Below are 21,951 nucleotides of genomic sequence, written 5' to 3'. Positions count from 1 at the left end.
ATCTAGGCATCCAGCTTGAAGCGTTCAATCTTATGCTGCAGATCCATGGCCATTTTGGACAGCTCGGTGGTAGAGGTTGAAATCTCCTCCATCGAGGCCAGCTGCTGTTCGGTGGCTGCAGTCACGTTCTGGAACGCATCCGACGTGGAGCGTGAGATATTGGAGATTTCCAGCACCGAAGCGGTTACCTCTTCAGCGCCGGCCGACATTTGCTGAGTGATCGCAGAAATGTCATGAATCTGACCATTGATCCGGGCTGTTGAATGTTCAATGTTGGCAAAAGCTTCCTTGGCTTCATCCGTTACATGGATTCCGAGTTCTACGTCTGCCGAGACCGTATGGTGGATAGCTTCGTAGGTCTGGTTAATCAGACCGGTCATTTGCTCAATAACCTCTTGAATGCTGCCGGCGGTCGTTTTGGACTGATCTGCCAGCTTTCTCACCTCTGAAGCTACAACAGCAAATCCCCGGCCATGCTCACCTGCACGTGCCGCCTCAATTCCTGCATTAAGTGATAACAGATTCGTCTGCACGGCAATATTGGAAATGGCGGTGCTCATTTCGGAGACCCGTGAGTTTAATCCGTTGAGCTGTCCAATGAGTTCTGAGGAATGGGCAGTAGACTGCTTGATGGCATCCATCTGCCGGCTCACCAGCTCGACCTTGCGGTTGCCATTCTCTACATCCTTCCGGGTATCTGCCGAAGAATCTACAATGGAGGCAGCCGCTTCAGTGATTTTTTGAATACCGCCGGACATTTCTTCCATCGCTCTTGAGGTTTCACTCATGGCCGCCGTTTGGGTCTCAACACCATCCGAAGACTCCTGAACCAGTTCGGTTACGTAGGTTACGGCCTTGGCGTTCTCCTCGGTAGTAGCCGTTAATTGCTGGCTCGAGGCGGCAAGCAGGCCAGAGGTGTCCGAGATATCCACCACAATGCCTCTGAGGGAGTGGACCATTTCATTATAATTCTCCGCCAGCTGTCCGATTTCATCCGTACGTTTCAGTTCGATGTGCTCATTCAGATACCCCTCACTAACACGCCGTGCGGAGTGATTCAGCTGGAGAATCGGTTTGGTAATGCTGCGGACGGCAAAATACAAGAATATCAGCGATATAATTAATGTGATCACAATCACGAGAATTCCCGTCTTTAGAATATCCATGGAAGCATCTGATATTTCATCCGTAGAGAGTACGCCGACAATAATAAATCCGCTGATTTCATCCGTAGTATAGTAACCCTTCATTAACAATTGGGTCTCGGGGTCGATAAACGAGATGTTCCCGCTGCGCCCAACAACCTTCTGCAGGATCTGCTCGTTTACTTCATCTCCGGCGATTTTGGTGGGATGCGCGACATATTTATGAGCCTGATCCATCACAAAAAGATACCCTTCCTCGCCAACCTTGATGCTATTGATTAATTCCCCCATCTTTTTGAGGCTTAAACTGATGTTTATTGCTCCTTTGCCATCGGTGAACGTGTGGGAGAGGGTCAAATTAAAGTTGCCGGTAGTCACCGATTTAAAAGGGTTGACGATGGAGATTTCTCCGGGTGTGCTTAATGATGCTTTATACCATTCCCTTGTACGCGGATCATAATCCTGATGGCCGGGGTCCGGTGATTTCATCCACGTTCCGTTGTTATTGCCGATGGTTAGAATCTCAAGCTCCGGATGCTCCTTCATGAACAGGTCGATCAGTTTGCGGGCTGCCGGGCTTTTGGCATCTACATCCGCCGAAGTAATTTGCTGGCTTAACTGCTTTACATTGCGTACCGATGCCGAGACGATTTCATTAACAGTCACCTGCAATAAATTGACGCTGGAGCGGGTGGTTTCCTGCATTTTCAGCTCAAGCTGGTCTTTTGAACTGTCATAAGAGAAGTAGCTGACTGCGAGCATAGGAATGATTAACATAATGGAGAAGATCAGCATCATTTTTCTCTGCAAGGATCTGGATGAAAGAGCTTGTGAAATACGTCTAATTGTTTTGTTCATTAATAAATTTCCCCCTTGAATAGATACGAATAAGCTCTTTGCCTAATTGTTCTCCCTCTCCAGCTGTTTTTTCTCTGGCGTTTAGAATTACTCTAATGATATATTCGGTCAGAAGACACGAAAATTTCATATTTAATTTTAGTTTCTGAAAATTTTTCATGAATCGGAGCAGGCAAAGCTGTTTTCCGGCCTTGGAATATATGAAATAAGAGCAGAGTTAATGGTATAATAGACTACTGGATGTATTCTGGACAAAGAACGCAGAGGTAAGGAGCGATTGTTTTTGAAGACACTTATTATTGCGGAAAAACCGGATATGGGGCGGAATATCGCTGCCGCAATAGAACCGAAAGCGAAAAATCACCGTTCCTATCTGGAAGGGGAGCAATACATTATTACCTGGGCCATCGGTCATCTGATTGGTCTGGCAGAACCGGATGCCTATGATCCTAAATACAAGAAATGGAATATTAACGATCTGCCGATTATCCCCGAACAGTTCAAGCTGGTACCCAACAGCCGGACTATAGACCAATTGAAAGTGATAGGTGAATTGGCCAAACGCAGCAATCTGCTTGTCAATTCCTGCGATGCTGGGCGGGAGGGGCAGCATATTTTTTCGCTGATTCAGCGGCATTTGAAGCTTGGGCAGCCCGTCAAGCGGCTGTGGATCTCCGATCTGACACCCGAAACGATCCGTAAAGGCTTCCAGGAGCTAAAAGATGGCTCAGAGTACGAGAATTTGACCAAAGCGGCCAAAGCGCGCAGTGAAGCCGACTGGCTGATCGGCATGAACGGTTCGCGGGCATTTACAACCAAACATAATGTGCTGCTCTCTGTGGGCAGAGTACAGACGCCTGTCCTGGCTTTGATTTATGACCGCCAGAAGACGATTGAGGCGTTTGATTCCCTTAAATTTTTTGAAGTAGAAGGGCATTTTACCCAAAAGGAAATGACGTACAAGGGCATGTGGCAGGGGGAGCGGATGACGGACGGTGCCAAGGCCGAAGCCTTGGCGCAAAAGGTCAAAGGAAAATCCGGGCGGATCGCCTCCTATGAGGTGAAGGAAACCAAGGAATATCCGAACAAGCTGTATGATTTGACGCTCCTGCAGCGCGAAGCCAACGGGAAGTACGCTTTTTCCGCCAAAAAAACACTCGACGTCGCCCAGGCCTTATACGAGAAGCATAAAGTGATATCTTATCCGCGGACAAACTCCAACTATGTGACGGAGCAGAACATCCCGGAGATGCACAAAACGTTGTCTGCCCTGCAGGGCACGGCCTATGACGAATGGGTGAAAGGGGCCAACCGTAATCTGGTTCATAAAGGGAACAAATTCATCTGCAACCCGTCTAAGGTAGAGGATCACCATGCGATTTTGCCTACTTACCGCAAGGCTTCGGGTTTGAGTGCGGATGAACAGAAGCTTTATGACCTGATCGTGCGCCGTTTTCTGTCCCAATTCTATCCGGCTGCAGAATATAAGGTGCACACTGTGATCACAGAGGTCGAAGAGGAGAAATTCAAGACTACGGTCAAGGAACTGCTCAGTCTCGGCTGGAAGGTGATCTATGCAGATCAGAAGAAGGAGAAGAACAAGCCGGCCAAAGGGAAGTCGGGCGAAGACGACGAAGACGAGGAGATAGAGGTCAACGAACCCTTCGCGGTTGCTCCGGCGGATGAAGTGGTCTGCAGTGACGCAGTTGTCAAGGAGAAGGATACCCAGCCACCCAAGCATTATACGGAAGGGACGCTGCTGCGGGCGATGGAAAGTGCGGGCAAGCAGATCGAGGATGAGGAGCTCCGCGATGCCATGAAGGATTCGGGGCTCGGCACACCGGCCACCCGTGCGGCTACCATTGAGCGGCTTAAGAATGTCGGTTATGTGGAAATGCAAGGAAAAAAGATCGCCATCACCCAAAAGGGCCGGACGGCAATTGAGCTGATCCGCGGCGCGGGCATTGAGCTGTTGACCTCGCCCGAAATGACCGGCCAATGGGAGCGGCGCCTGAATGAAATTTCCAGAGGTACTGCCTCTGACAACCAGTTCATGGAGAATGTCAAACGGTTTGCTTGCATGATTGTGGACAAAGTCCGGGTGCAGGCCCGCGCTTCCAAAACCTCTTTTGAAGGCGAAACCCCTGCTTTGGGAGGCAAAGGGAAGGGCAGCGGCACCCCGCGCAAAACATCCGGCAAACCGGCAGCTCCGGGGAAACGTAAGGCGGAAGGGGAAAGAGGTCAAACCGCCGGGACGCCTGTGGCAGCAAGGCAGAAGAACAGCGCAGCGGAGGACTCCGCCGATAGCGGACCAAAGATCATTGGGCCTTGTCCCAGCCCCGGTTGCGGCGGAATGATCTTCATGGGCCGGAAAGGTTATGGCTGTTCCCATTACAAGGAAGGGTGCAAGTTCGTCATCTGGAAAGAGACCCATGGCCGTGTCCTTACCGATGCACAGGTTAAAGCCTTAATCGGGAAGGGACGAACCGGCAAGCTGAAGCTGACAGGGGCTGAGGGTCAACCGCTTGAAGGCAAACTTGTGCTTCATAATACGGATACCGGGCAGCTTATTGTAGAACAGTAACCACTTGGAATAATAATGCAGCATAAAGGGGCCTCCTCTAAGCCATTAAAACGGCTTATCGGGAGACCCCTTTAGATTGTAGTGTGAACTGCTTTACTGACCAGCCTCGTTTAACTGGGCGTCCACCGCAGCCGCCAGCCCTTCATAGGAGGAGTCCGGCAGCAGCTCACCGTTCACCATGAATTTGGGTGTGCCATTGACACCATAGGAGCCGGCAATCTTGAAATCTTCTTTCACATCATACATATAGGTGTGATTCTTGATATCGGACTCGAACCGGCTGTAATCTATGCCTTCCATGTTGTCTTTAACAAACGGCAGGATAAACTTCGGGGTGGCCCAGATGGTGCTCTCATCGCCTTGATTGGCATAAAGCTTGTGGAGGTATTCCCAGAATTTCTCGTTGCTCTGATGATAGATGGCTTCACCGGCACTGGCTGCCAGATAGGAGTCACGGTCAATGAAGGCAAAGTTCATAAAGAAAAATTCCACCTTGCCGGTATCGACATAATCCTTGATGAAGCGGTCCAGATAAGCTTCGGTCCATTGCTTGCAGGCCGGGCATTTGAAATCGGCGAATTCTATAACCTTGACTTTGGCCTCGCTGTTTCCCAAATGGGGCTGTTTCTCATACTTCAGTCCATCTACAACAATCTTGCCTTTCACATCAGTGTAGTTGGGTAGCGCATCGAGCTCGGTATTCTCGCTGGCCTGGCTGTCCGAACTTACCCAGACGAGGACACCGGTGAGAATAACCACGGCAGCTCCGAGCAGCATGGGAAGCAACTGGCGGTTTGCGCGGCCTTTGCTGCGGTTTTGCTTAGGGTTCACGTTTTTGTTCATTTTGTCCCTCCTGCGCAAGATCAAAATCTTCTAAAATAGTATAATCAACCCTGCGCAGGGTGCCTATGTCATTTGTAACAGGAGCCGGATCAAATCAGCCGTGATGGGACTGCTTGGCCGCTGAGCGGATGACCGGCGGAACCTCAGTAATGGACGAGATGGTCAATACAGACTGCTGCATTTCCCGTTGAAGCTCAATCAGGTTATATAGCCATTCCTTTTGCTGCTTCAGGTAGATGCTGTTAATGCCGGCGGTGACTGCGGGCAGCACATCCGTCCGCAGGGAGTTGCCGATCATCCAGGTGCGTTTGCGTTCAAAATTGCGGGTGGACAAAATAGTTTCCAGGGCCTCGACATTTTTATGCTGGCGGATAAAGATCCGGTCCTCAAAATAAGTTGTCAGCTTCATTTGTTCAATTTTGCGTTGCTGGATAGTATCATCGCCACCGGTGTACAAGTACAGGTCATGGCCATCCTGTTTGAGGATATCCAGCGTTTCGACCATACCCGGGTAGGCCTCGATCTCCTGATCGTAGACACTGAGACCAAGCTTCATCAATTGCTGTTCATGAAAAGCTTCGGCAGGACGTCCGTATTGCCCGCAAAAGAAACGGTAGGTGGCAATCAGGGATTTGGGGAAGTTCTCGCTGGCAAGTCCGCTGGTGTTGACGGTCTGCACATCAATCTCCGCCTGCTTGTTGCGGAATTCAGCGGTGGTTGCTCCAAAATCCTTGAACCAGTCGCCCATCATTTCAAAATATTGACCTAAAATAAGGTCGAAATATTTGTTGCAGTGAACGAGAGTGTCGTCCAGGTCAAAAATCACTTGCTGCGTTGAATACTTCATGCCGCTCACTCCTTTATCTCTATCTCTGTAATTTAAGCCGTGCCGTCTCCTGCTACAATCGAATGTAGGACTCCAGGAACAGCTGCAGCTCCGAAGCGCCGTCCGGACGGATACTGAAGCGCTCATTGTTTTCCCCCTGAAGATGGATGCGCAGTAGTCCGGCTACACGCAGAATCATCAGATGGTGCATCAGCATTTCTCTGGATTGATTCAGCTCGGACTGCATTTCCCATAACGTCTTGGGTTCATGGGCCACATACCGGAGCAGTCTGAGCCGGGTCGGGTCCGACAGGGCTTTGGTCATCCGCAGCAGCACGGTAGGAGGCTCATCCTCGTCGTCCAGCGGGACATCTACCGGATACTGGATGATGACCATGGTTTTATAGAAGCAATAAGTGTTGATGGGCCGGTTATGCACCGTTGGCAGCAACACAATCGTCTCCAGATTAGGCAAATCTTCAATGACTACCCCGCCGGAGGCATATTCGATGAGCGCGACCTTCTCCATTTTGCTTTCGAGCATTTTTTTTTCCGAGGCATCCTCAATAAGGAGGGGAAGAATCTTTTGCTCTACATGGCGAAAATATTGCTCATGCCACAGCCGCAGCAGTGGAATATAGCCGCTTTTGATCCGGTGGCACTGTTCAAGGGTGAAATTGGAGACAAAGGGTGCCACCCGCAGAAAGCTCTCTTCCAGTGTGGCGGATTCAAGCTCGTCCAGGAACTGAAGCACCTTGGCCGCCGATCCCCGGCTGTAGGCCCACGCATAAAGCACATCGTAATCTTCAAACGGCCAATTCGCAGCCTCCATGAGCGCCGTGATTTTTTGCGGGGGAATGTTGCTTTCCACATCATTCACCCAGTCCGGACCGATGTCCAGATTGGAGCTCCATTTTCTAGTTACATATAACATAAAACTGTCCAGCAGTTCGTAGACCGGCGAGACATCGATTTTTAATTCATAGTTCATGAGTCATACACCCCCAAGAAATCCGTCACTTCTATATATTATCTCTTGTTTTGAAGAGGGTTGTCCACTATAATGTTCTCTGTTTGCCATTTGGCGACATCCCTGCAATCTTTATATACCCTAGGAGGATTCATTCGTGTCAGACCGGTTATCATCTTCCGCTCGCCATAACAGCAAGGTTCATTACGCCATTCTAATTACCGTTATTATCGCCGCCGGGCTCAGCCAAGGCCTGCTTCTGCCGGTTTTGTCCATTCTTCTGGAACAGCAAGGGGTCTCGTCTTCTTTGAACGGGCTTAACGCAGCCGCGCTGTATATTGGCTCTTTCGGCATGACACTGATTGCCGAACGGGCCCTTGGTGCTGCCGGATTCAAAAAACTTATCATCGGCGGAGGAACGGGGTTCGCCCTGCTGCCGCTTGCAGGTGACAGCTTCCTGCTGTGCCTGGTGATTCTGATGGTGTCCGGCGGGCTTGTCGGTTCTTTTTTCTCGCTGGGGCTTGCTTATGCGGCAGATATCCTGCCGCGCAATCTGCTGCCTGCCGCAGGTATAGCCTCTTCTTTTCATTATAGTATAGGCAGCATTGCGGGTCCCGGTATCGGTGGCTTGCTCCTCGAAGCAGGACAGGGAGGCGGCGTTTTTGGGCTTATGGGCCTTTTTTATATTTTGTTCGGACTGGCGGGGTTATTATTCTCGCCACGCAAACAGATTTGAGGTAAGATAAGAACGAGTGCTCGCATGGAATTTGATCTCGCTTTCAGAGTACACTATAGAGTAGAGATGAGGACAGGAGAGCTGAATATGATTACAGTTGAACATTTGGCAAAAGCAGTCGGGGAAGAGAAGATGCCCGTTCTGCAGGATGTTGGCTTTCAATTGGAACCGGGGGAACTGGTTGCTGTGCTGGGGGGCAGCGGAAGCGGCAAGTCTACGCTGCTGCGCTGCCTGGCACTGCGGGAGAAGTGGGACCGGGGCAATTTTAGAGTGGACGGGACGGATATCTTTGGCAACGTCTTTACCGGCAAACGCAAAATCCGCCGTGAATGGGCTTACCTGGAGCAGAACGCCGAACTTAATCCGAACCGGACGGCGCTGAAGAATGTTCTGATCGGCCAATCCGCCCAGACACCTTTATGGCGAATGGTCACCGGGATGGTACGCTCTGACGATTATATGGGGGCAATGGACGAGCTGGATGCGCTCGGGCTGCTGGACAAGGCCAAGATGAAGACCAGCCAGCTCAGCGGCGGAGAGCGTCAGCGTGTGGCCATTGCCCGCGCGCTGACGCACGGTGCCAAGGTGATCCTGGCGGATGAACCGGTAACGGGGCTGGACCCAAAGTCAGCGGAGAATGTAATGGAGACCTTACGGAGGTTGTGCAAGGAGACTGGACTTATTGTAGTTACCGTATTGCCCATTGAATTGGCTGAACGTTTTGCAACCCGTATATGGGTTCTGGAGGACGGCAGAATCAAACATGACGTTAAAGGCCGCCGTCTGACGGTCAAGGAGCGCATGAATCTTTAAATTTTGGAATACGGAAAAGAGTGATGAAGTTGAATTTACGAGGTCTGAAGCGTCTGGCGGCGGTAACGTGCCTGCTTGCGGTTCTCTCTGGCTGCACATTCTTCAGCGACCCGGTTTCCCAGATGAAATCCCCGCGTCTGTCGGAAGACAAAGCTACCCTGATGGCTGCGATCAGTTCACTGACGCCCCTTCCTTCGGCGCTGCTTCGGCCGGTCAACGATGACGACAGCCTGATTTTTACGGAAGACCTCAATAAAGATGGGGTAATGGAGACCCTTGTGTTCTATGAAACGCCTGGCGAGGCTGTCCAGATCCACGGGATGATTCTGGAGAAGCAGGGGGAGGCCTGGGTCAAAAAACTGGTATTCGACGGTGACGGCACTGTGCTGGAATCGGTGAATCTGCGGGATCTGACAGGCGACGGCCATCTGGATATCATTGTCGGCTATTCACGCGGCGAAGAGAAGGGGCTGGTGGTCTACAGTTATTCCAGTGGAGCTTTGGAGGAAATCCTCCGCCTTCCTTATACCGAATATATCATCGATGATTTGAATGATGACGGCCAACTGGATATTACGGTTGTCTATTTCAAGCGCAATGAGTTTGCTACGGTCACAACCTACCAGTACAGCGGTGAATTCAAGATTCTGGACAAACTGGATGATCTCGATCCTTATTTTAATAATTATTACAATATTGTCTCAGGTAAGGTGGCCGAGAACAAAGAAGGTATCATTCTGGATGCTGCGGTGGATTCCCACTCTGCCTACTCCTATATGGTGGTTATGGAGAATAACAAGCTGAGGGTGGCGGTTCCCGGTGATGCCCGTACTTACAAAGACAGACGCATTAACAGCGAGGATATCGACGGTGATGGAATTATTGAGATCGGCCTGCTTGAAATGCCCAAGGGCTGGGAGTATTTTGATCCGGAGACGATTCCATACTTTAATGCGTACTACAAATGGGACGGGAAAAACGGGCTGGCCTTCAGTGCTTTGCAATACCGTGACCCTGCAGACCGGTTTGTCATTAAATTCCCTGCGGAATGGCATGGCAATGTAACCGTGGATACGAAATCCGTGCAGGATAAATCGCTTAAGTTCATTATGTCGGACACAGGCGAGACTGTGGCCGAGGTGGCGTTTTTCTCACCGACGGACTGGGAACGGAGCAAAAGCGAAGGCTGGGAACTGCTGGGACGCGGGGCCGACAAATTCATCGGGTACCGCGGCAAGCTGGAACAGAGCATAAACGGGGGGAGCAGCAACAAAATTACAGCCCCCATTGAAAGGAAGGGTATAGATGAGTAAAGTACTGATTCTGGAGGATGAGGAATCCATCCGCAGTTTTATTGTGATTAACCTGAAGCGTAACGGCTTTGAAGTGCTGGAAGCGGCCGACGGGAACGAGGCCCTTCATAAGCTGACCACCATCCCTGATATTGATATCGCCTTACTGGATGTGATGGTTCCCGGCATAGACGGGTTTGAGGTCTGCCGGCGGGTACGGGAAACCAATGAACGCCTCGGCATTATTTTTCTGACCGCCAAGGTTCAGGAGCAGGATAAAGTGTATGCCTTATCCGTGGGCGCCGATGATCATGTCAGCAAGCCGTTCAGTCCAACCGAGCTGATTGCGCGGATCCAGTCACTGCTGCGCCGGGTGAATGTTCACCGTGAGCAATCGGCCAAGGTGTCATTCCAATCGGGACCGTTCACCCTCGACCTGATTGCCAAGCAGTTCAAGCGGGCCGGCGAAGCCATCGAATTGACGCCGACCGAATTTTCGCTGGTGCAGTTTTTTCTGGAGAAGGAGAACACGCCGCTCAGCCGTGATTTGCTGCTCGATCATGTATGGGGCAAGGAATATATGGGAGACCCCAAGATAGTGGACGTAAATATCCGCCGCTTGCGCCAGAAGATCGAGAACAATCCGTCAGAGCCCGAATTCCTGCAAACGGTATGGGGGCATGGTTATAAATGGAAAGGCCAAGGACAATGATTAAAAAGGGGATGCGCAGACAGATTGTACTGCACTACATTCTTGTAGTCTTTTTGGCGCTTCTCCTGGTAGAAGGGGTTTTCCTTCTGGCTATCCGCACCTATTACTATGACAGTGTCTATAACAAAATAACAACCCATATTAATGTAGTTGAAGATTTCCAGAAGTTCCAGAATACCCCTTATTCTATGCAGGAGCTGCTGGAGAAATTCAGTCTTAAGACCACCGAGCTGGAGATTCTGACGTTGAAGGGTGACATGATCATCAGTTCAACCGGCTTTCCGCCGGACCGGACGATCACCACAAGTGATGTGCCGGAGGCGGCCGGAGGCGGGATTGGGCGCTGGGTAGGCCGGCAGGCCGGCACGAACGAAAGTGTGATGGCAGTATCCAAAATGCTGCAGTTGGACGGAAGGGATGCGTATATTCTTCGCTATCTGACTTCCATGGAAGGGATTAATAGGGAACTGCTCAACTTGAGTTTGCTGTCAGTAAGCATCGGTGGAGCTGTACTGGCGATTGTGGTGCTGTTCAGCTTTGGGCTGGCGAATTCAATTGTGAAGCCGCTGAACAATATCACAGCGGTCTCCGCCCAGATGGCCAAGGGGCGCTTCAATACACGCATCAAAGGCAACTACAAATATGAGATCGGGGATTTGGCCTCTACGCTTAATTATATGGCTCAGGAGATTGTGCGCAGCAACCAGATCAAGGATGATTTTATATCCTCCATCTCACATGAACTGCGCACTCCGCTTACCAGCATCAAAGGCTGGAGTGAGACCCTGGTCTCCGGAGGTTATGATCCCGAGGAAACCCGGCTGGGGATGGGCATCATATCCAAAGAAAGCGACCGGCTGATCGGTCTGGTGGAAGAGATCCTTGATTTCTCCAAGCTTCAGCAGAATGAAATGAAGCTTTCGATCGGCATCGTAAACCTCAAGGTGCTCCTGCAGGAGACCATCCTTAATGTATGGGCCAAAGCAGAGAAAAAACGGATTCATCTGCTGCTGGAATGCGATGAAGGCGTTTATGTGAAGGGGGATGCCAACCGCTTGAAGCAGGTATTTATGAACCTGGTAGACAATGCCGTGAAATTCTCGCATGAGGATTCGAGCATTGCCCTTACCGCACAGCGATACTCTGCAAGTGAAGTTGCCATCCTGGTCAGGGACAGCGGTATCGGGATCAGTGAAGCTCATTTGACCAGAGTCAGAGACCGTTTCTTCCAGGTCGATGCGCTGAACGGAGGAACTGGCCTGGGGCTGGCTATATCGCAGCAGCTGGTGGAGCTTCATAACGGAAGAATGGAGATGGACAGCGAGCTGGGCAAGGGGACGCAGGTCACGGTGATTTTGCCTTTAACTGAACAGCCTTTGGACCTTGAATCAGCAGCTGGTGCGGATAAGGGGGAGCTCGTTTGAACGAACACAATTCCAAAGAAATTCAGCTTCCCGCCACTTCCGTCCACGTGGTCCGCGCACAATTGGAACGGGTGCCGGAAGTGCTGAAGCTGCTGCAGGAAGCAGCGCAGTGGATGGAAGACAACGGGATCAGGCAATGGTCACCGGGTCAGTTTAACGAAGCCGACATAACCGCATATTTTTCGGACAGACAGGTATACCTCGCTTTGGACCATGGGCAAGCCGTGGGCATGTTCACCTTGCAGTTCAGCGACCCGTTATATTGGGGTGAGAAGAATGATGAGGCCTATGCTTACTTGCATCGTCTTGCCGTCACCGGTACCCACAGGGGCAAGGGGCTGGGGAAAGCAATGCTGCTGTATGCCGCCCAGCTTGCGCTGGAATTGGGCTGCAAGGGCCTCAGGTTCGATACCGTGGCTCATAACCTCAAGCTGAACCGCTATTACCAGAGCCTCGGTTTTTATTATATGGGTACGAATGACATGGGCGGTGGACGTCTGGTGAATTTGTACCAGCAGTTTACGGACAGGAACGATCCCGATGCCATCCTCCTCCGTTATTTTTCCGAATCTGACTTTGCTTACATAAAGAGTTGGAGCCATTCACCCGAATTTCTGAAACAGTGGGCAGGACCGTCCCTGACGTATCCCTTAACCGACGAGCAGTTGACCGCTTATCTGACTGATTCCAATCATCCTGTTAACTCCGATAAGCTGCTGTTTACTGCCGTTCATGCCGCATCCCGGCAGATCATCGGCCATATTAGCATTGCCCGGATCGATCGGGAGAACGGTTCGGCACGTTTGGCCAGAGTAGTCGTGGAACCGGGGCAGCAGGGAAAAGGGCTGGGAAAGCGGATGGTGCATGAAGCCTTGCGGATCGGCTTTGATGGCCTGGGACTGCACCGCATTTCCCTGGGCGTTTTTGACTTCAACACAGCTGCCCTCAAAGCTTATGAGGCCTGCGGTTTCATTCGGGAAGGCGCTATGCGTGAAGCCGCGCTTTTTGACGGTACCTATGTGGATTGTATTGAGTTCAGCATGCTGGACAGGGAGTGGCGGGCGCTTCGGCCATCTTAAGCAGGAGCATCACATGCCAGGGCGCAAAAGGGCTGCTGCCCGGTTATTGGATTAACCGGTGCAGCAGCCCTTTTGCTGTATTTTCGCTGGGCGGTGTCTTGCTCCCTGTACTCCTTGGGTTAGGGTTTGAATACACGCGCTAGGGGAAATTAATTAGGATGGAAGGCTTTCGGCACGCAGGCGGCCTGACTGTTCGTAGACATCCTGAAGCAGACGGGAAGGCTGGGTCCGAATGACCGGCTTGGCGGCAACCACTTCTTGCGGGCCTACGACAACAATGTTGTCCGAACTGCCCTTGATAATGGCTCCATCCTTAATCACGGCGCCTTCGCCAATAATGGCATTTTCGATCTGAACCCCCCGGCCAATGCGTACTCCGGGCATAATCACGCTGCTCTTGACCGAGCTCAGCTTGCCGATTTCCACGCCGCCAAATACAACGGAACGCTGCAGAGTGCCTTCATAAGTGCAGGATTCATTCACCAGGCAGTCCGAGACGGGAAGCTGCACACGCGGTTTATGAAGCGCGGGTTTTGTCCGGCGGGTCCGGCTGTACATCGGCCAATGTTCTTTGTTCAGCTCAAAGCCGTCCTGAGTCAGCAACAGGTCCATATGAGCTTCCCATAAGCTGTCAACCGTACCTACATCTCTCCAATACCCTTTGAAGCGGTAAGCGAACAGTTCATCGTTATTATCCAGCATACCCGGAATTACATCTTTGCCAAAGTCATGGCTAGAAGCCGGATTGGCCGCATCCCGCAGCAAGTGTTCTCTCAGGTAATTCCAGTTGAAGAGATAAATGCCCATCGAAGCAAGATTGCTTTGCGGCACTTTAGGTTTCTCAACAAATTCGGAGATCCTCAGGTGATCGTTCACGTTCATAACCCCAAAGCGGCTGGCTTGTTCCCAAGGAACCTCCATGACCGAGATTGTTGCTTTTGCCCCTTTGCTGACGTGATAGTCGAGCATTTTGCTGTAGTTCATATGGTAAATGTGATCTCCTGACAGGATCAGCACATTCTCCGGATTTTGGCTGTCAATATAATCAATATTTTTATAAATAGCATCGGCGGTTCCCAGATAGCTCTCTTTGCCGGCTTCACCGGATGGCAGCAATGTTACTCCCCGGTCCGCGCGGGTATGTAACCCCCAAGGCTCACCTTCTCCGATGTGGCTGTGCAATGAATCTGCCTCATATTGAGTAAGCACACCTATCGTATCAATTTTTGAATTCACGCAGTTGCTGAGGGGAAAGTCAATGATTCTATACTGTCCTCCGAAAGGGACTGCGGGTTTAGCCATACTGCTGGTCAAGGGTGCCAAACGACGGCCTTCGCCTCCTGCCAGGAGCATCGCGATACATTCTTTTTTACTCATTTGTTATCCCTCCCATTTTTTTGTCAATGCTTGTAATATAAACTGACCACAAGCGCTTGAAACGACATAGGTGAAATATATTGCTTCAAAACCATAAAAATTACATGATTTTATAAAAGTTTTACTTTTCACACCATATCATTTTCAAATAAATAAGATTAGGGTAATGTTATAGGTGAATCCTATATAAAAAGGTGGTGATGAATTGGCTGATACTCCAATGGAAAACCTCCCGTCAACCGACGATATTTATTTGTTCCATGAGGGCACGAATGTTCGCAGCTATAAAATGCTGGGCGCGCACATGACCGCTGAAGAAGGTGCTGCCGGTGTACGCTTTACCGTGTGGGCTCCTCATGCGTCATATGTAGGACTAGCTGGTGATCATAATGGCTGGGATGGAACGGCGGATATGGACTCGTTATATAAGATACCCGATTCAGGATTTTGGAGTCGGTTTTTCCCCGGTTTAGGACAGGGAATTTATTACAAATACAGAATTATTGGTGCAGATGGTTCAAGTTTCCTCAAAGCGGACCCCTACGCCTTTAAAGCAGAGGTTCGTCCGGCCACGGCTTCGGTAGTTGCTGAACTGGAAGGCTACCGCTGGGGCGATACGGCATGGCGCCGCAAGAGTAAGACACCTTACAATAAACCGCTTAATATTTATGAAATGCATTTTGGCACCTGGCGGCAGAAAGAGGACGGTCAATTCTACAGCTATGCGGAAATGAGCGGACTGCTGATTCCTTACCTGAAAGAAATGAACTATACGCATGTGGAATTTATGCCGCTCGCAGAACATCCCTATGATTTGTCGTGGGGATACCAGGGAACAGGCTATTTTGCAGCAACCAGCCGTTACGGGGAACCGCATGAACTGATGTATCTGATCGATCAGCTGCATCAGGCGGGGATTGGCGTGATTCTGGACTGGGTTCCGGCCCATTTTGCCAAGGATGCGCATGGACTGCGGATGTTTGACGGCACGGCACTTTATGAATATGAAGATCCGATGCTGGCGGAGAAACCGGGCTGGGGAACCTTATCCTTTGATTTCAGCAAACCGGAGGTTATTTCGTTTTTAATTTCCAATGCCTTGTTCTGGTTCGAGTATTATCATATCGACGGCATGCGTGTGGATGCGGTCACAAGTATGCTGCGGCTGGATTTTGAGAAGGATAGCCATCAATATCGGCCTAATGTGAACGGTGGACTGGAGAATCTGGAAGCCATCCGTTTCTTGCAAAATCTGAATAAAGCTATCTTTCAGTATTATCCCAAAGCATTGATGATGGCGGAAGAATCCAGTGCCTGGCCGGGAGTAACAGCTCCTGCCCATGAAGGGGGACTGGGCTTCAACTATAAGTGGAATATGGGCTGGATGAACGACACACTGGGTTACATAGAACATGATTTCGGGTCCCGGCCCTATCATCATAACTTGCTGACGTTTCCCATTTGTTACGCTTATGCAGAAAATCATACCTTGCCGCTGTCCCATGACGAGGTAGTTCATGGCAAAAAATCGCTGCTTAACAAAATGCCGGGCTCCTACGAGCAGAAATTCGCCGGCCTCCGCTTGCTGCTTGGCTACCAAATCACGCATCCCGGCAAAAAGCTGCTGTTCATGGGCGGTGAATTCGGCCAATTTATCGAGTGGAAGGATCAGGACCAGCTGGACTGGCTGCTGCTGGGTTATGAGAGCCACCGCAGGATGCAGGCCTATACGGCTGCGCTTAATGATTTCTATCTCACGGAAAAGGCCTTGTGGGAGCTTGACCATGAAATGGAGGGGTACCAGTGGATAGACGCGGATGACAGCGGACAAAGTGTCATCTCATATATGCGCAAAGGCAAAAAACCTGGCGACACGCTGCTGATCATCATCAACTTCCAGCCGGTGGAACGCCGTAATTACCGGATTGGTGTTCCCAGACCGGGAACATATGAAGAGGTGTTCAGCTCGGAACTCGTGGAATATGGCGGCTCAGGTGTGCATAATGAACCTGTGAAGAGCAGCAGGCTGGAGTGGCACAAGCAGCTGGACAGCCTGGAGCTGACGCTTCCGCCGCTCAGTCTGACCGTTCTGAAGAAAGCGGCACGCAGGCCAAAAAGCAAGGAATAAATATACCGTACGCTTAAGGGGGAAATAAAGATGAAAGTTTTATTTGCCGCAGCGGAAGCTCATCCGTTCATGAAGACGGGTGGCCTGGCCGATGTTATTGGTGCTTTACCCAAAGCGCTGAAAAGCGCCGGAGTGGATGTACGGGTGATTTTACCCAAATACCGGGGCATCCCGGAAAAGTTCAAATCCCAAATGGAGCCAGTAACTGTAGTGGATGTCCCAATAGGCTGGCGCAACCAATATTGCGGCGTGGAGCGCCTGGTATACGATGGCATACCCGTGTATTTTATCGATAATGAGTATTACTTTGGCCGGGACGGGATTTACGGATATATGGATGATGGTGAACGTTTCGCTTTTTACAACCGGGCGGTACTGGAATGCCTGCCGGCCATCGGGTTTCAGCCGGATGTGCTGCACTGCCATGACTGGCACGCCGCTGTGATTCCAATGCTGCTGGACGGCCATTACCGCCATGATCCTTTTTACAGCGGGATGCGGACGGTATTCACGATCCACAACCTGTTGTATCAGGGTGTCTTTCCGTATGAGGTGCTTGGCGAGCTGCTTGGGCTGGACAACAAATACTTCGGCAGCGTGGAATATTACGGCAACGTAAACTATATGAAAGCCGGCATCGTCCACAGCGATCACATCACCACAGTAAGTCCAACCTATGCGGAAGAAATCCGCACACCTTATTACGGTTACGGATTGGAGGGCTTGCTGAACGCACGGGCGGACAGTCTGAGCGGAATCGTCAACGGAATTGATACCAAAAGCTACAATCCGTCCACGGATCCGCAGATCTACGCGAAATACCGTTCCAACCTGGCCAAAAAAGTCGAGAACAAGCTGGGGCTGCAGCAAGAGCTGGGGCTGCCGGTTGCACCTTATATTCCAATGGTAGCTATGGTTACGCGTCTGGTGGATTCCAAAGGTCTCGATCTGCTGACACGGGTGCTGGATGAGCTTCTGTACTACGATGATATCCAGTTTGTCCTGCTGGGTACCGGGGATGAGACTTACGAACGCTGGTTCCGTGAAGCCGCTTGGCGTTATCCGACAAAGCTCTCTTCCCAGATCCTGTTCAATGACGCCTTGTCCCGCAAAATTTATGCCGCGAGCGATATTTTTCTTATGCCGTCCAAATTTGAGCCATGTGGCATCAGCCAGCTCCTGGCTTTAAGGTATGGAACCATTCCGGTAGTGCGGGAGACAGGCGGATTGAACGATACAGTCCAGGCTTACAACGAAGTGACCGGAGAGGGCAACGGGTTCACGTTCAAAGATTATAACGCCCATGATATGATGTACACCCTCCGCCGGGCGACCAGCTTCTATAACAAACCGGAGCACTGGAAAAAAGTTACCAAAAATGCCTTCGCCGGCGATTACAGCTGGAACGTTTCCGCACAGCAATATATTGACATTTACAAGCAGATTGCAAATTAGCTCTTGAATGGACAAAAGACTGCCCCCCATTATTCATTGGAATCTGGGGGCAGTCTTTTTGTGGTGAGGCAGATGGGATCTGTTAGGCACAATTGGCAAAGATTGCTTAGAGTCTTTAATATTCACGTCCATATAGCTTCGCTGCGCAGAGCGCAACCCGAGTTCTCTCATGTATTTTCCAATCGTACGTTCACTGACTTGATGGCCCTCACGCTGGAGGAGGATCGTGATTGTGGGGCTGCCACAACGGCCCTCCATATCGTTAAAATGATAGGTGATCCGCTGGAGCAGTAGAGCCTTCCGAGCAGCCTGTGGACTTGGTTTCGTTGTTCTCCATTTGTAATAGCCGCTCCGCGAGACCTCAAGGACGCTGCACATCTTCTCCACTCGAAACTCGGAGCGATGATCTTCGATGAACTGAAATCTCAGTTCTTTGGATGGCTGAAGAGGTGCACTGCTTTTTTCCTCCGCCATGCCGGCCAGTTGTTCTTCCTTTTCCTGTAACTGCCGTTTCAGTTCTCGGATTCTTTCCGCACTGGATACAGGCTCGTACGCCACCGTCTTATTCTGCTCTTGGAAGTTCTGTAGCGTCTGTTTTTCAAATTCATTATTGGAGCTTTTTCGTGTTCCACTCATGTAGACACCTCCTCGTTAATTAATTATCCCTGTTCCCTTAACGAGTGTCCACTATTGACTCTAACATCTAACCAGCTCCCGAAGTAAAATCCGGTATCCATAGGGGTCCAAGGGGATGTGCATCATCCCATTCTCCGGGATAACAGGCTCGGCGGTCAACGCATCTTCCCAGTCATCGGTTTCCATCGGATGGCTGATGGTGCGCGGGTCCGGGGTGTTGTTCATCCAGATCGTGAAATGGAGCTTGTCATCGGCCCGCTCATACACGATGCAGGAGTCGCTCTCGCAGGCCTGCAGGATGCGGAAACGTCCTTCACGCAGGGCTTTGTTTTGTATGCGCAGCGCGATCATCATGCGGTAGAAGTCGTACAACTCCCGATCCTGTTTCTCCACATCCCACTCCATGCATTTACGGCAGTCCGGATCTTCGTTCCCGGTGAGGCCAATCTCGTCGCCATAATAAATGCAGGGAGTCCCCATAAAAGTGAACAGGAAAACAACGGCAAGTTTCAGCCGCCGCTTATCTTCTCCCACACGGGTCAGCAGGCGGGGAGTATCATGGCTGCCCAGCATATTAAAGACAACCTCGTTTGTCTGCTGGGGATATCGCATCAGCAAAGCACCTATCCGGTGACCGAAGGCGATCCCGTTCATTCCTCCGCTGAAGAACTCCAGAACTGTTCCGGAGAAGGGATAGTTCATGACCGAATCGAACTGGTCGCCAAGCAGCCAGGTGAGGGAATCACTCCAGACTTCGCCAACGATATAAGCCTCGGGGTTTGCATTTTTGACAACCTTGCGGAAATCCCGCCAGAAATGGTGGTCTACCTCATTGGCAACATCCAGCCGCCAGCCATCCACTTTAATTTCTTTGATCCAGTATTCGGCGACCTCCAGCAGGTAGGATTTCACTTCGGGATTTGCTGTGTTGAACTTAGGCATCGTGCCATAGAAGCCGAACGTGTCATAGGTAGGGATGCCGTCAACGATTTCCGCAGGAAAGGAATTCACGTGAAACCAGTCACGGTATACGGAATATTCCCCTTTTTCCAGCACATCCTGAAATGGAGGGAATTGATCGCTGCAGTGATTGAAGACGGCATCAAGCATTACACGAATCCCCCGGCGGTGGCACTGGTCGACCACACGCTTCAGCAGCTGATTGTCGCCAAAGTGGGGATCGACTTTTTTATAATCGACAATGTCATATTTATGATTGGAAGGAGAAAGAAACAGGGGAGTGAAGTAGATTGCATTGATACCAAGCTCCTGAAGGTCATCCAGGTGGTCAAGCACACCCTGCAGATCCCCGCCGAAAAAATTATCCAGCTTCGGGGTCCCGCCCCATTCCTCCGTATGTTCAGGGTTGATGGAAGGATCGCCGTTTGCGAACCGTTCCGTCATGATCTGATAAAAAACCGCATCCTTGGCCCACTCAGGCACCTTGAACAAGTCAGCTTCATGTATGTAAGGAAACTCGTAAAAGTTATTGGGGGGATGGGGGCATTCGGAGCGGATGCCATTATCCAGCAAATAAATATTTTCCGGGCCCGTGCTGATGCGGAAGGTGTAGCACAAACGTTTGTACTTTGGGCGGACAGCAGCCTCCCAGTAATCGAACATATCGTCCGAAGCGGCTTTTTCCATGATCACTTCGTAGTAGGTATGCTCCCAATCATATTTATCTCCAGTCAGGGCTACTACAATGTCTACGTCGTTCCTTTTGGTGCGTACACGCAGATGTATCGTTTCAGAATCGTAGGCATAAGCCCATTTGTCACGGGGAACATGGTACAAAGCTTCCAAAAGCATGACAGCACCTCCTAAAGTGTTGCACCGCATATGTGTTATCGGGACTATGGCAAGATCCATCTTCCCGGAATTAGCCTATATGAAAGTACGTAACTAATCGGACGAGTCTGGCGGCGACTGTTGTTTAGCAAGTTAATACCCTCTGGAAGCTTCCATTGAACCAAGTGCTCCAAGTATACTGGAAGCCTATTGTTGTTAATCAGTATATACTTTTTTCAGAAAATTGTGCAAAAGCGCAATATTGACTTCCAATAACAAATATATTAGTCCGGTGCAAATTGACCTAAGGACGATTACCTTTTGAAAGCCCGGTTGAAGGTCAGGTTGATTGCCCGTGTTGTCACAAAAATGTCTTTGCATATTCATGCGCATTGTTTTATAATAAATCGGTCAATACAGCGATATGGATATTTTACGGATAGGGGAGATACAGAAATGAATAAATGGGGTAAACTATCACTGGGAATGCTGCTTACGGTGGGACTGATGACCGGATGCGGACAGAACAAAGACGAGAACACTACTGCGGCCACCGGCGAGGCCACTGCGAGCCCAACCGCCAAGACGCTTACACTTGGAACAAGCGCTGACTTTCCTCCTTATGAATTTCACAAGGTTGTAGACGGCAAGGACACGATTGTTGGTTTTGACATCGACATCGCCAAGGATATTGCGGCAGATATGGGTGCCGAGCTGGTCGTTAAAGACCTGCCTTTTGATTCCCTGCTGAATGAACTGTCAAGCGGAAGAATTGATATGGTCATTTCCGGTCTGAGCCCGACTGAAGAACGCAAGAAAGCCGTTGATCTGTCCGATATCTACTACAAAGCTGAGCAGGCTGTAGTGGTGCGTGAAGCGGACAAAGATAAATTCTCGAACATCGACGCCCTGAAAGGCGCCAAGATCGGCATTCAAACCGGCTCCATTCAAGAAGATATTGCCAAGGGCATTGAAGGTGCACAATTGACTTCGCTGAGCAAAATTTCCGAAATCGTGCTGCAGCTGCAGTCCAACCGTGTAGATGCTTCCATTATGGAAGGGCCTGTGGCGAAATCCTTTGTCAAGAATGTGCCGGGTCTGGTCATTACCGATGCTGCATTGGAAGTTGAGGATGACGGATACGTGGTAGGTATCAAGAAGGGCAATACTGAACTGCTGGATCAAGTTAACAAGACGCTGAAACGTCTGCAATCGGAAGGCAAGATCGATGAGTATGTTGCAGCTGCAAGCAAGCTTGCCGACGGCGAGTAAGCAGAAGCGG

Annotated in this window: 18 protein-coding genes; 10 read left to right on the top strand and 8 right to left on the bottom strand. The window is 50.5% G+C overall.

The window, feature by feature from the left end; translation table 11 throughout:
- Positions 1–2: 2 nt before the first annotated feature.
- Both IEY53_RS02885 and IEY53_RS02880 read right to left on the bottom strand, forming a co-directional pair.
- Positions 3–2,003 carry a methyl-accepting chemotaxis protein gene (locus IEY53_RS02885; RefSeq protein ID WP_189022090.1) on the bottom strand — a complete coding sequence of 667 codons (2,001 nt, stop codon included), beginning with the start codon at positions 2,001–2,003 and terminating at the stop codon, positions 3–5.
- A complete protein-coding gene (locus IEY53_RS02880) occupies positions 1,987–2,163 on the bottom strand; it encodes a hypothetical protein (RefSeq protein WP_189022089.1) in 177 nt (58 codons plus the stop codon). The genes IEY53_RS02885 and IEY53_RS02880 overlap by 17 nt, the downstream gene beginning before the upstream one ends.
- A 123-nt stretch (positions 2,164–2,286) precedes the next feature.
- Between IEY53_RS02880 and IEY53_RS02875 the strand changes: the two genes are divergently transcribed.
- Complete coding sequence (locus tag IEY53_RS02875) at positions 2,287–4,587, top strand: type IA DNA topoisomerase (protein WP_189022088.1); 2,301 nt, start codon at positions 2,287–2,289, stop codon at positions 4,585–4,587.
- 93 nt (positions 4,588–4,680) lie between these two features.
- Here the strand turns inward: IEY53_RS02875 and IEY53_RS02870 are convergent, their stop codons facing one another.
- The 3 genes from IEY53_RS02870 to IEY53_RS02860 form a co-directional block, all read right to left on the bottom strand.
- Entirely contained in the window at positions 4,681–5,430 is a 750-nt protein-coding gene (locus tag IEY53_RS02870; RefSeq protein WP_189022087.1) for a DsbA family protein, read from the bottom strand.
- A 94-nt stretch (positions 5,431–5,524) separates the two neighbouring features.
- Positions 5,525–6,277, bottom strand: coding sequence for an HAD family hydrolase (locus tag IEY53_RS02865; RefSeq protein ID WP_189022086.1), 753 nt, complete (start codon positions 6,275–6,277; stop codon positions 5,525–5,527).
- A gap of 52 nt (positions 6,278–6,329) precedes the next feature.
- The gene (locus IEY53_RS02860) at positions 6,330–7,247 is read right to left on the bottom strand and encodes an ArsR/SmtB family transcription factor (protein ID WP_189022085.1); all 918 of its coding nucleotides are present in this window, start codon (positions 7,245–7,247) and stop codon (positions 6,330–6,332) included.
- Between the two features lie 136 nt (positions 7,248–7,383).
- Between IEY53_RS02860 and IEY53_RS02855 the strand changes: the two genes are divergently transcribed.
- The 6 genes from IEY53_RS02855 (at position 7,384) to IEY53_RS02830 (ending at position 13,282) form a co-directional block, all read left to right on the top strand.
- Positions 7,384–7,962: an MFS transporter gene (locus IEY53_RS02855; RefSeq protein WP_189022084.1), complete on the top strand. Its 579-nt coding sequence runs from the start codon at positions 7,384–7,386 to the stop codon at positions 7,960–7,962.
- Between the two features lie 87 nt (positions 7,963–8,049).
- A complete protein-coding gene (locus IEY53_RS02850; RefSeq protein ID WP_189022083.1) occupies positions 8,050–8,775 on the top strand; it encodes a phosphonate ABC transporter ATP-binding protein in 726 nt (241 codons plus the stop codon).
- Between the two features lie 23 nt (positions 8,776–8,798).
- Positions 8,799–10,088, top strand: a complete 1,290-nt coding sequence (locus IEY53_RS02845; protein WP_189022082.1) for a hypothetical protein — start codon at positions 8,799–8,801, stop codon at positions 10,086–10,088.
- Positions 10,081–10,779, top strand: a complete 699-nt coding sequence (locus IEY53_RS02840) for a response regulator transcription factor (protein WP_189022081.1) — start codon at positions 10,081–10,083, stop codon at positions 10,777–10,779. Before IEY53_RS02845 ends, IEY53_RS02840 begins: the two co-directional genes overlap by 8 nt.
- Positions 10,776–12,203, top strand: coding sequence for a sensor histidine kinase (locus tag IEY53_RS02835; RefSeq protein WP_189022217.1), 1,428 nt, complete (start codon positions 10,776–10,778; stop codon positions 12,201–12,203). The genes IEY53_RS02840 and IEY53_RS02835 overlap by 4 nt, the downstream gene beginning before the upstream one ends.
- The gene (locus IEY53_RS02830; RefSeq protein ID WP_189022080.1) at positions 12,200–13,282 is read left to right on the top strand and encodes a GNAT family N-acetyltransferase; all 1,083 of its coding nucleotides are present in this window, start codon (positions 12,200–12,202) and stop codon (positions 13,280–13,282) included. The genes IEY53_RS02835 and IEY53_RS02830 overlap by 4 nt, the downstream gene beginning before the upstream one ends.
- Before the next feature lie 153 nt (positions 13,283–13,435).
- On the opposite strand, the gene IEY53_RS02825 is transcribed toward IEY53_RS02830, so the two are convergent.
- The gene (locus IEY53_RS02825) at positions 13,436–14,659 is read right to left on the bottom strand and encodes a glucose-1-phosphate adenylyltransferase (RefSeq protein ID WP_189022079.1); all 1,224 of its coding nucleotides are present in this window, start codon (positions 14,657–14,659) and stop codon (positions 13,436–13,438) included.
- Positions 14,660–14,879: 220 nt separating this feature from the next.
- Between IEY53_RS02825 and glgB the strand changes: the two genes are divergently transcribed.
- Complete coding sequence (glgB, locus tag IEY53_RS02820; protein WP_189022216.1) at positions 14,880–16,787, top strand: 1,4-alpha-glucan branching protein GlgB; 1,908 nt, start codon at positions 14,880–14,882, stop codon at positions 16,785–16,787.
- Positions 16,788–16,817: 30 nt separating this feature from the next.
- On the top strand, positions 16,818–18,242 hold the full coding sequence (gene glgA, locus IEY53_RS02815) for a glycogen synthase GlgA (protein WP_189022078.1): 1,425 nt from the start codon (positions 16,818–16,820) through the stop codon (positions 18,240–18,242).
- 33 nt (positions 18,243–18,275) lie between these two features.
- Here the strand turns inward: glgA and IEY53_RS02810 are convergent, their stop codons facing one another.
- Both IEY53_RS02810 and IEY53_RS02805 read right to left on the bottom strand, forming a co-directional pair.
- A complete protein-coding gene (locus tag IEY53_RS02810) occupies positions 18,276–18,878 on the bottom strand; it encodes an IS3 family transposase (protein ID WP_189022077.1) in 603 nt (200 codons plus the stop codon).
- 60 nt (positions 18,879–18,938) lie between these two features.
- Entirely contained in the window at positions 18,939–20,690 is a 1,752-nt protein-coding gene (locus tag IEY53_RS02805; RefSeq protein WP_189022076.1) for an alpha-glycosidase, read from the bottom strand.
- Positions 20,691–21,125: 435 nt separating this feature from the next.
- On the opposite strand from IEY53_RS02805, the gene IEY53_RS02800 reads away from it, so the two are divergent.
- Positions 21,126–21,941 carry a transporter substrate-binding domain-containing protein gene (locus IEY53_RS02800; RefSeq protein WP_189022075.1) on the top strand — a complete coding sequence of 272 codons (816 nt, stop codon included), beginning with the start codon at positions 21,126–21,128 and terminating at the stop codon, positions 21,939–21,941.
- The last annotated feature ends 10 nt before the right edge of the window (positions 21,942–21,951 follow it).

Origin of the sequence: Paenibacillus albidus (assembly GCF_014644435.1) — a bacterium.
Taxonomy (GTDB): domain Bacteria; phylum Bacillota; class Bacilli; order Paenibacillales; family Paenibacillaceae; genus Paenibacillus_AQ; species Paenibacillus_AQ albidus.
This window is presented reverse-complemented; position numbering and strand designations above follow the sequence as displayed.

Bases quoted from the DNA above. Each gene is read 5' to 3' on its own strand.
- IEY53_RS02800 (WP_189022075.1), top strand. From the start codon at position 21,126: ATGAATAAATGGGGTAAACTATCACTGGGAATGCTGCTTACGGTGGGA.
- IEY53_RS02850 (WP_189022083.1), top strand. From the start codon at position 8,050: ATGATTACAGTTGAACATTTGGCAAAAGCAGTCGGGGAAGAGAAGATG.
- glgA (WP_189022078.1), top strand. From the start codon at position 16,818: ATGAAAGTTTTATTTGCCGCAGCGGAAGCTCATCCGTTCATGAAGACG.
- IEY53_RS02865 (WP_189022086.1), bottom strand. From the start codon at position 6,277: ATGAAGTATTCAACGCAGCAAGTGATTTTTGACCTGGACGACACTCTC.
- IEY53_RS02885 (WP_189022090.1), bottom strand. From the start codon at position 2,003: ATGAACAAAACAATTAGACGTATTTCACAAGCTCTTTCATCCAGATCC.
- IEY53_RS02805 (WP_189022076.1), bottom strand. From the start codon at position 20,690: ATGCTTTTGGAAGCTTTGTACCATGTTCCCCGTGACAAATGGGCTTAT.
- IEY53_RS02825 (WP_189022079.1), bottom strand. From the start codon at position 14,659: ATGAGTAAAAAAGAATGTATCGCGATGCTCCTGGCAGGAGGCGAAGGC.
- IEY53_RS02860 (WP_189022085.1), bottom strand. From the start codon at position 7,247: ATGAACTATGAATTAAAAATCGATGTCTCGCCGGTCTACGAACTGCTG.
- IEY53_RS02870 (WP_189022087.1), bottom strand. From the start codon at position 5,430: ATGAACAAAAACGTGAACCCTAAGCAAAACCGCAGCAAAGGCCGCGCA.
- IEY53_RS02845 (WP_189022082.1), top strand. From the start codon at position 8,799: ATGAAGTTGAATTTACGAGGTCTGAAGCGTCTGGCGGCGGTAACGTGC.
- IEY53_RS02880 (WP_189022089.1), bottom strand. From the start codon at position 2,163: ATGAAAAATTTTCAGAAACTAAAATTAAATATGAAATTTTCGTGTCTT.
- IEY53_RS02835 (WP_189022217.1), top strand. From the start codon at position 10,776: ATGATTAAAAAGGGGATGCGCAGACAGATTGTACTGCACTACATTCTT.
- glgB (WP_189022216.1), top strand. From the start codon at position 14,880: ATGGAAAACCTCCCGTCAACCGACGATATTTATTTGTTCCATGAGGGC.
- IEY53_RS02810 (WP_189022077.1), bottom strand. From the start codon at position 18,878: ATGAGTGGAACACGAAAAAGCTCCAATAATGAATTTGAAAAACAGACG.
- IEY53_RS02840 (WP_189022081.1), top strand. From the start codon at position 10,081: ATGAGTAAAGTACTGATTCTGGAGGATGAGGAATCCATCCGCAGTTTT.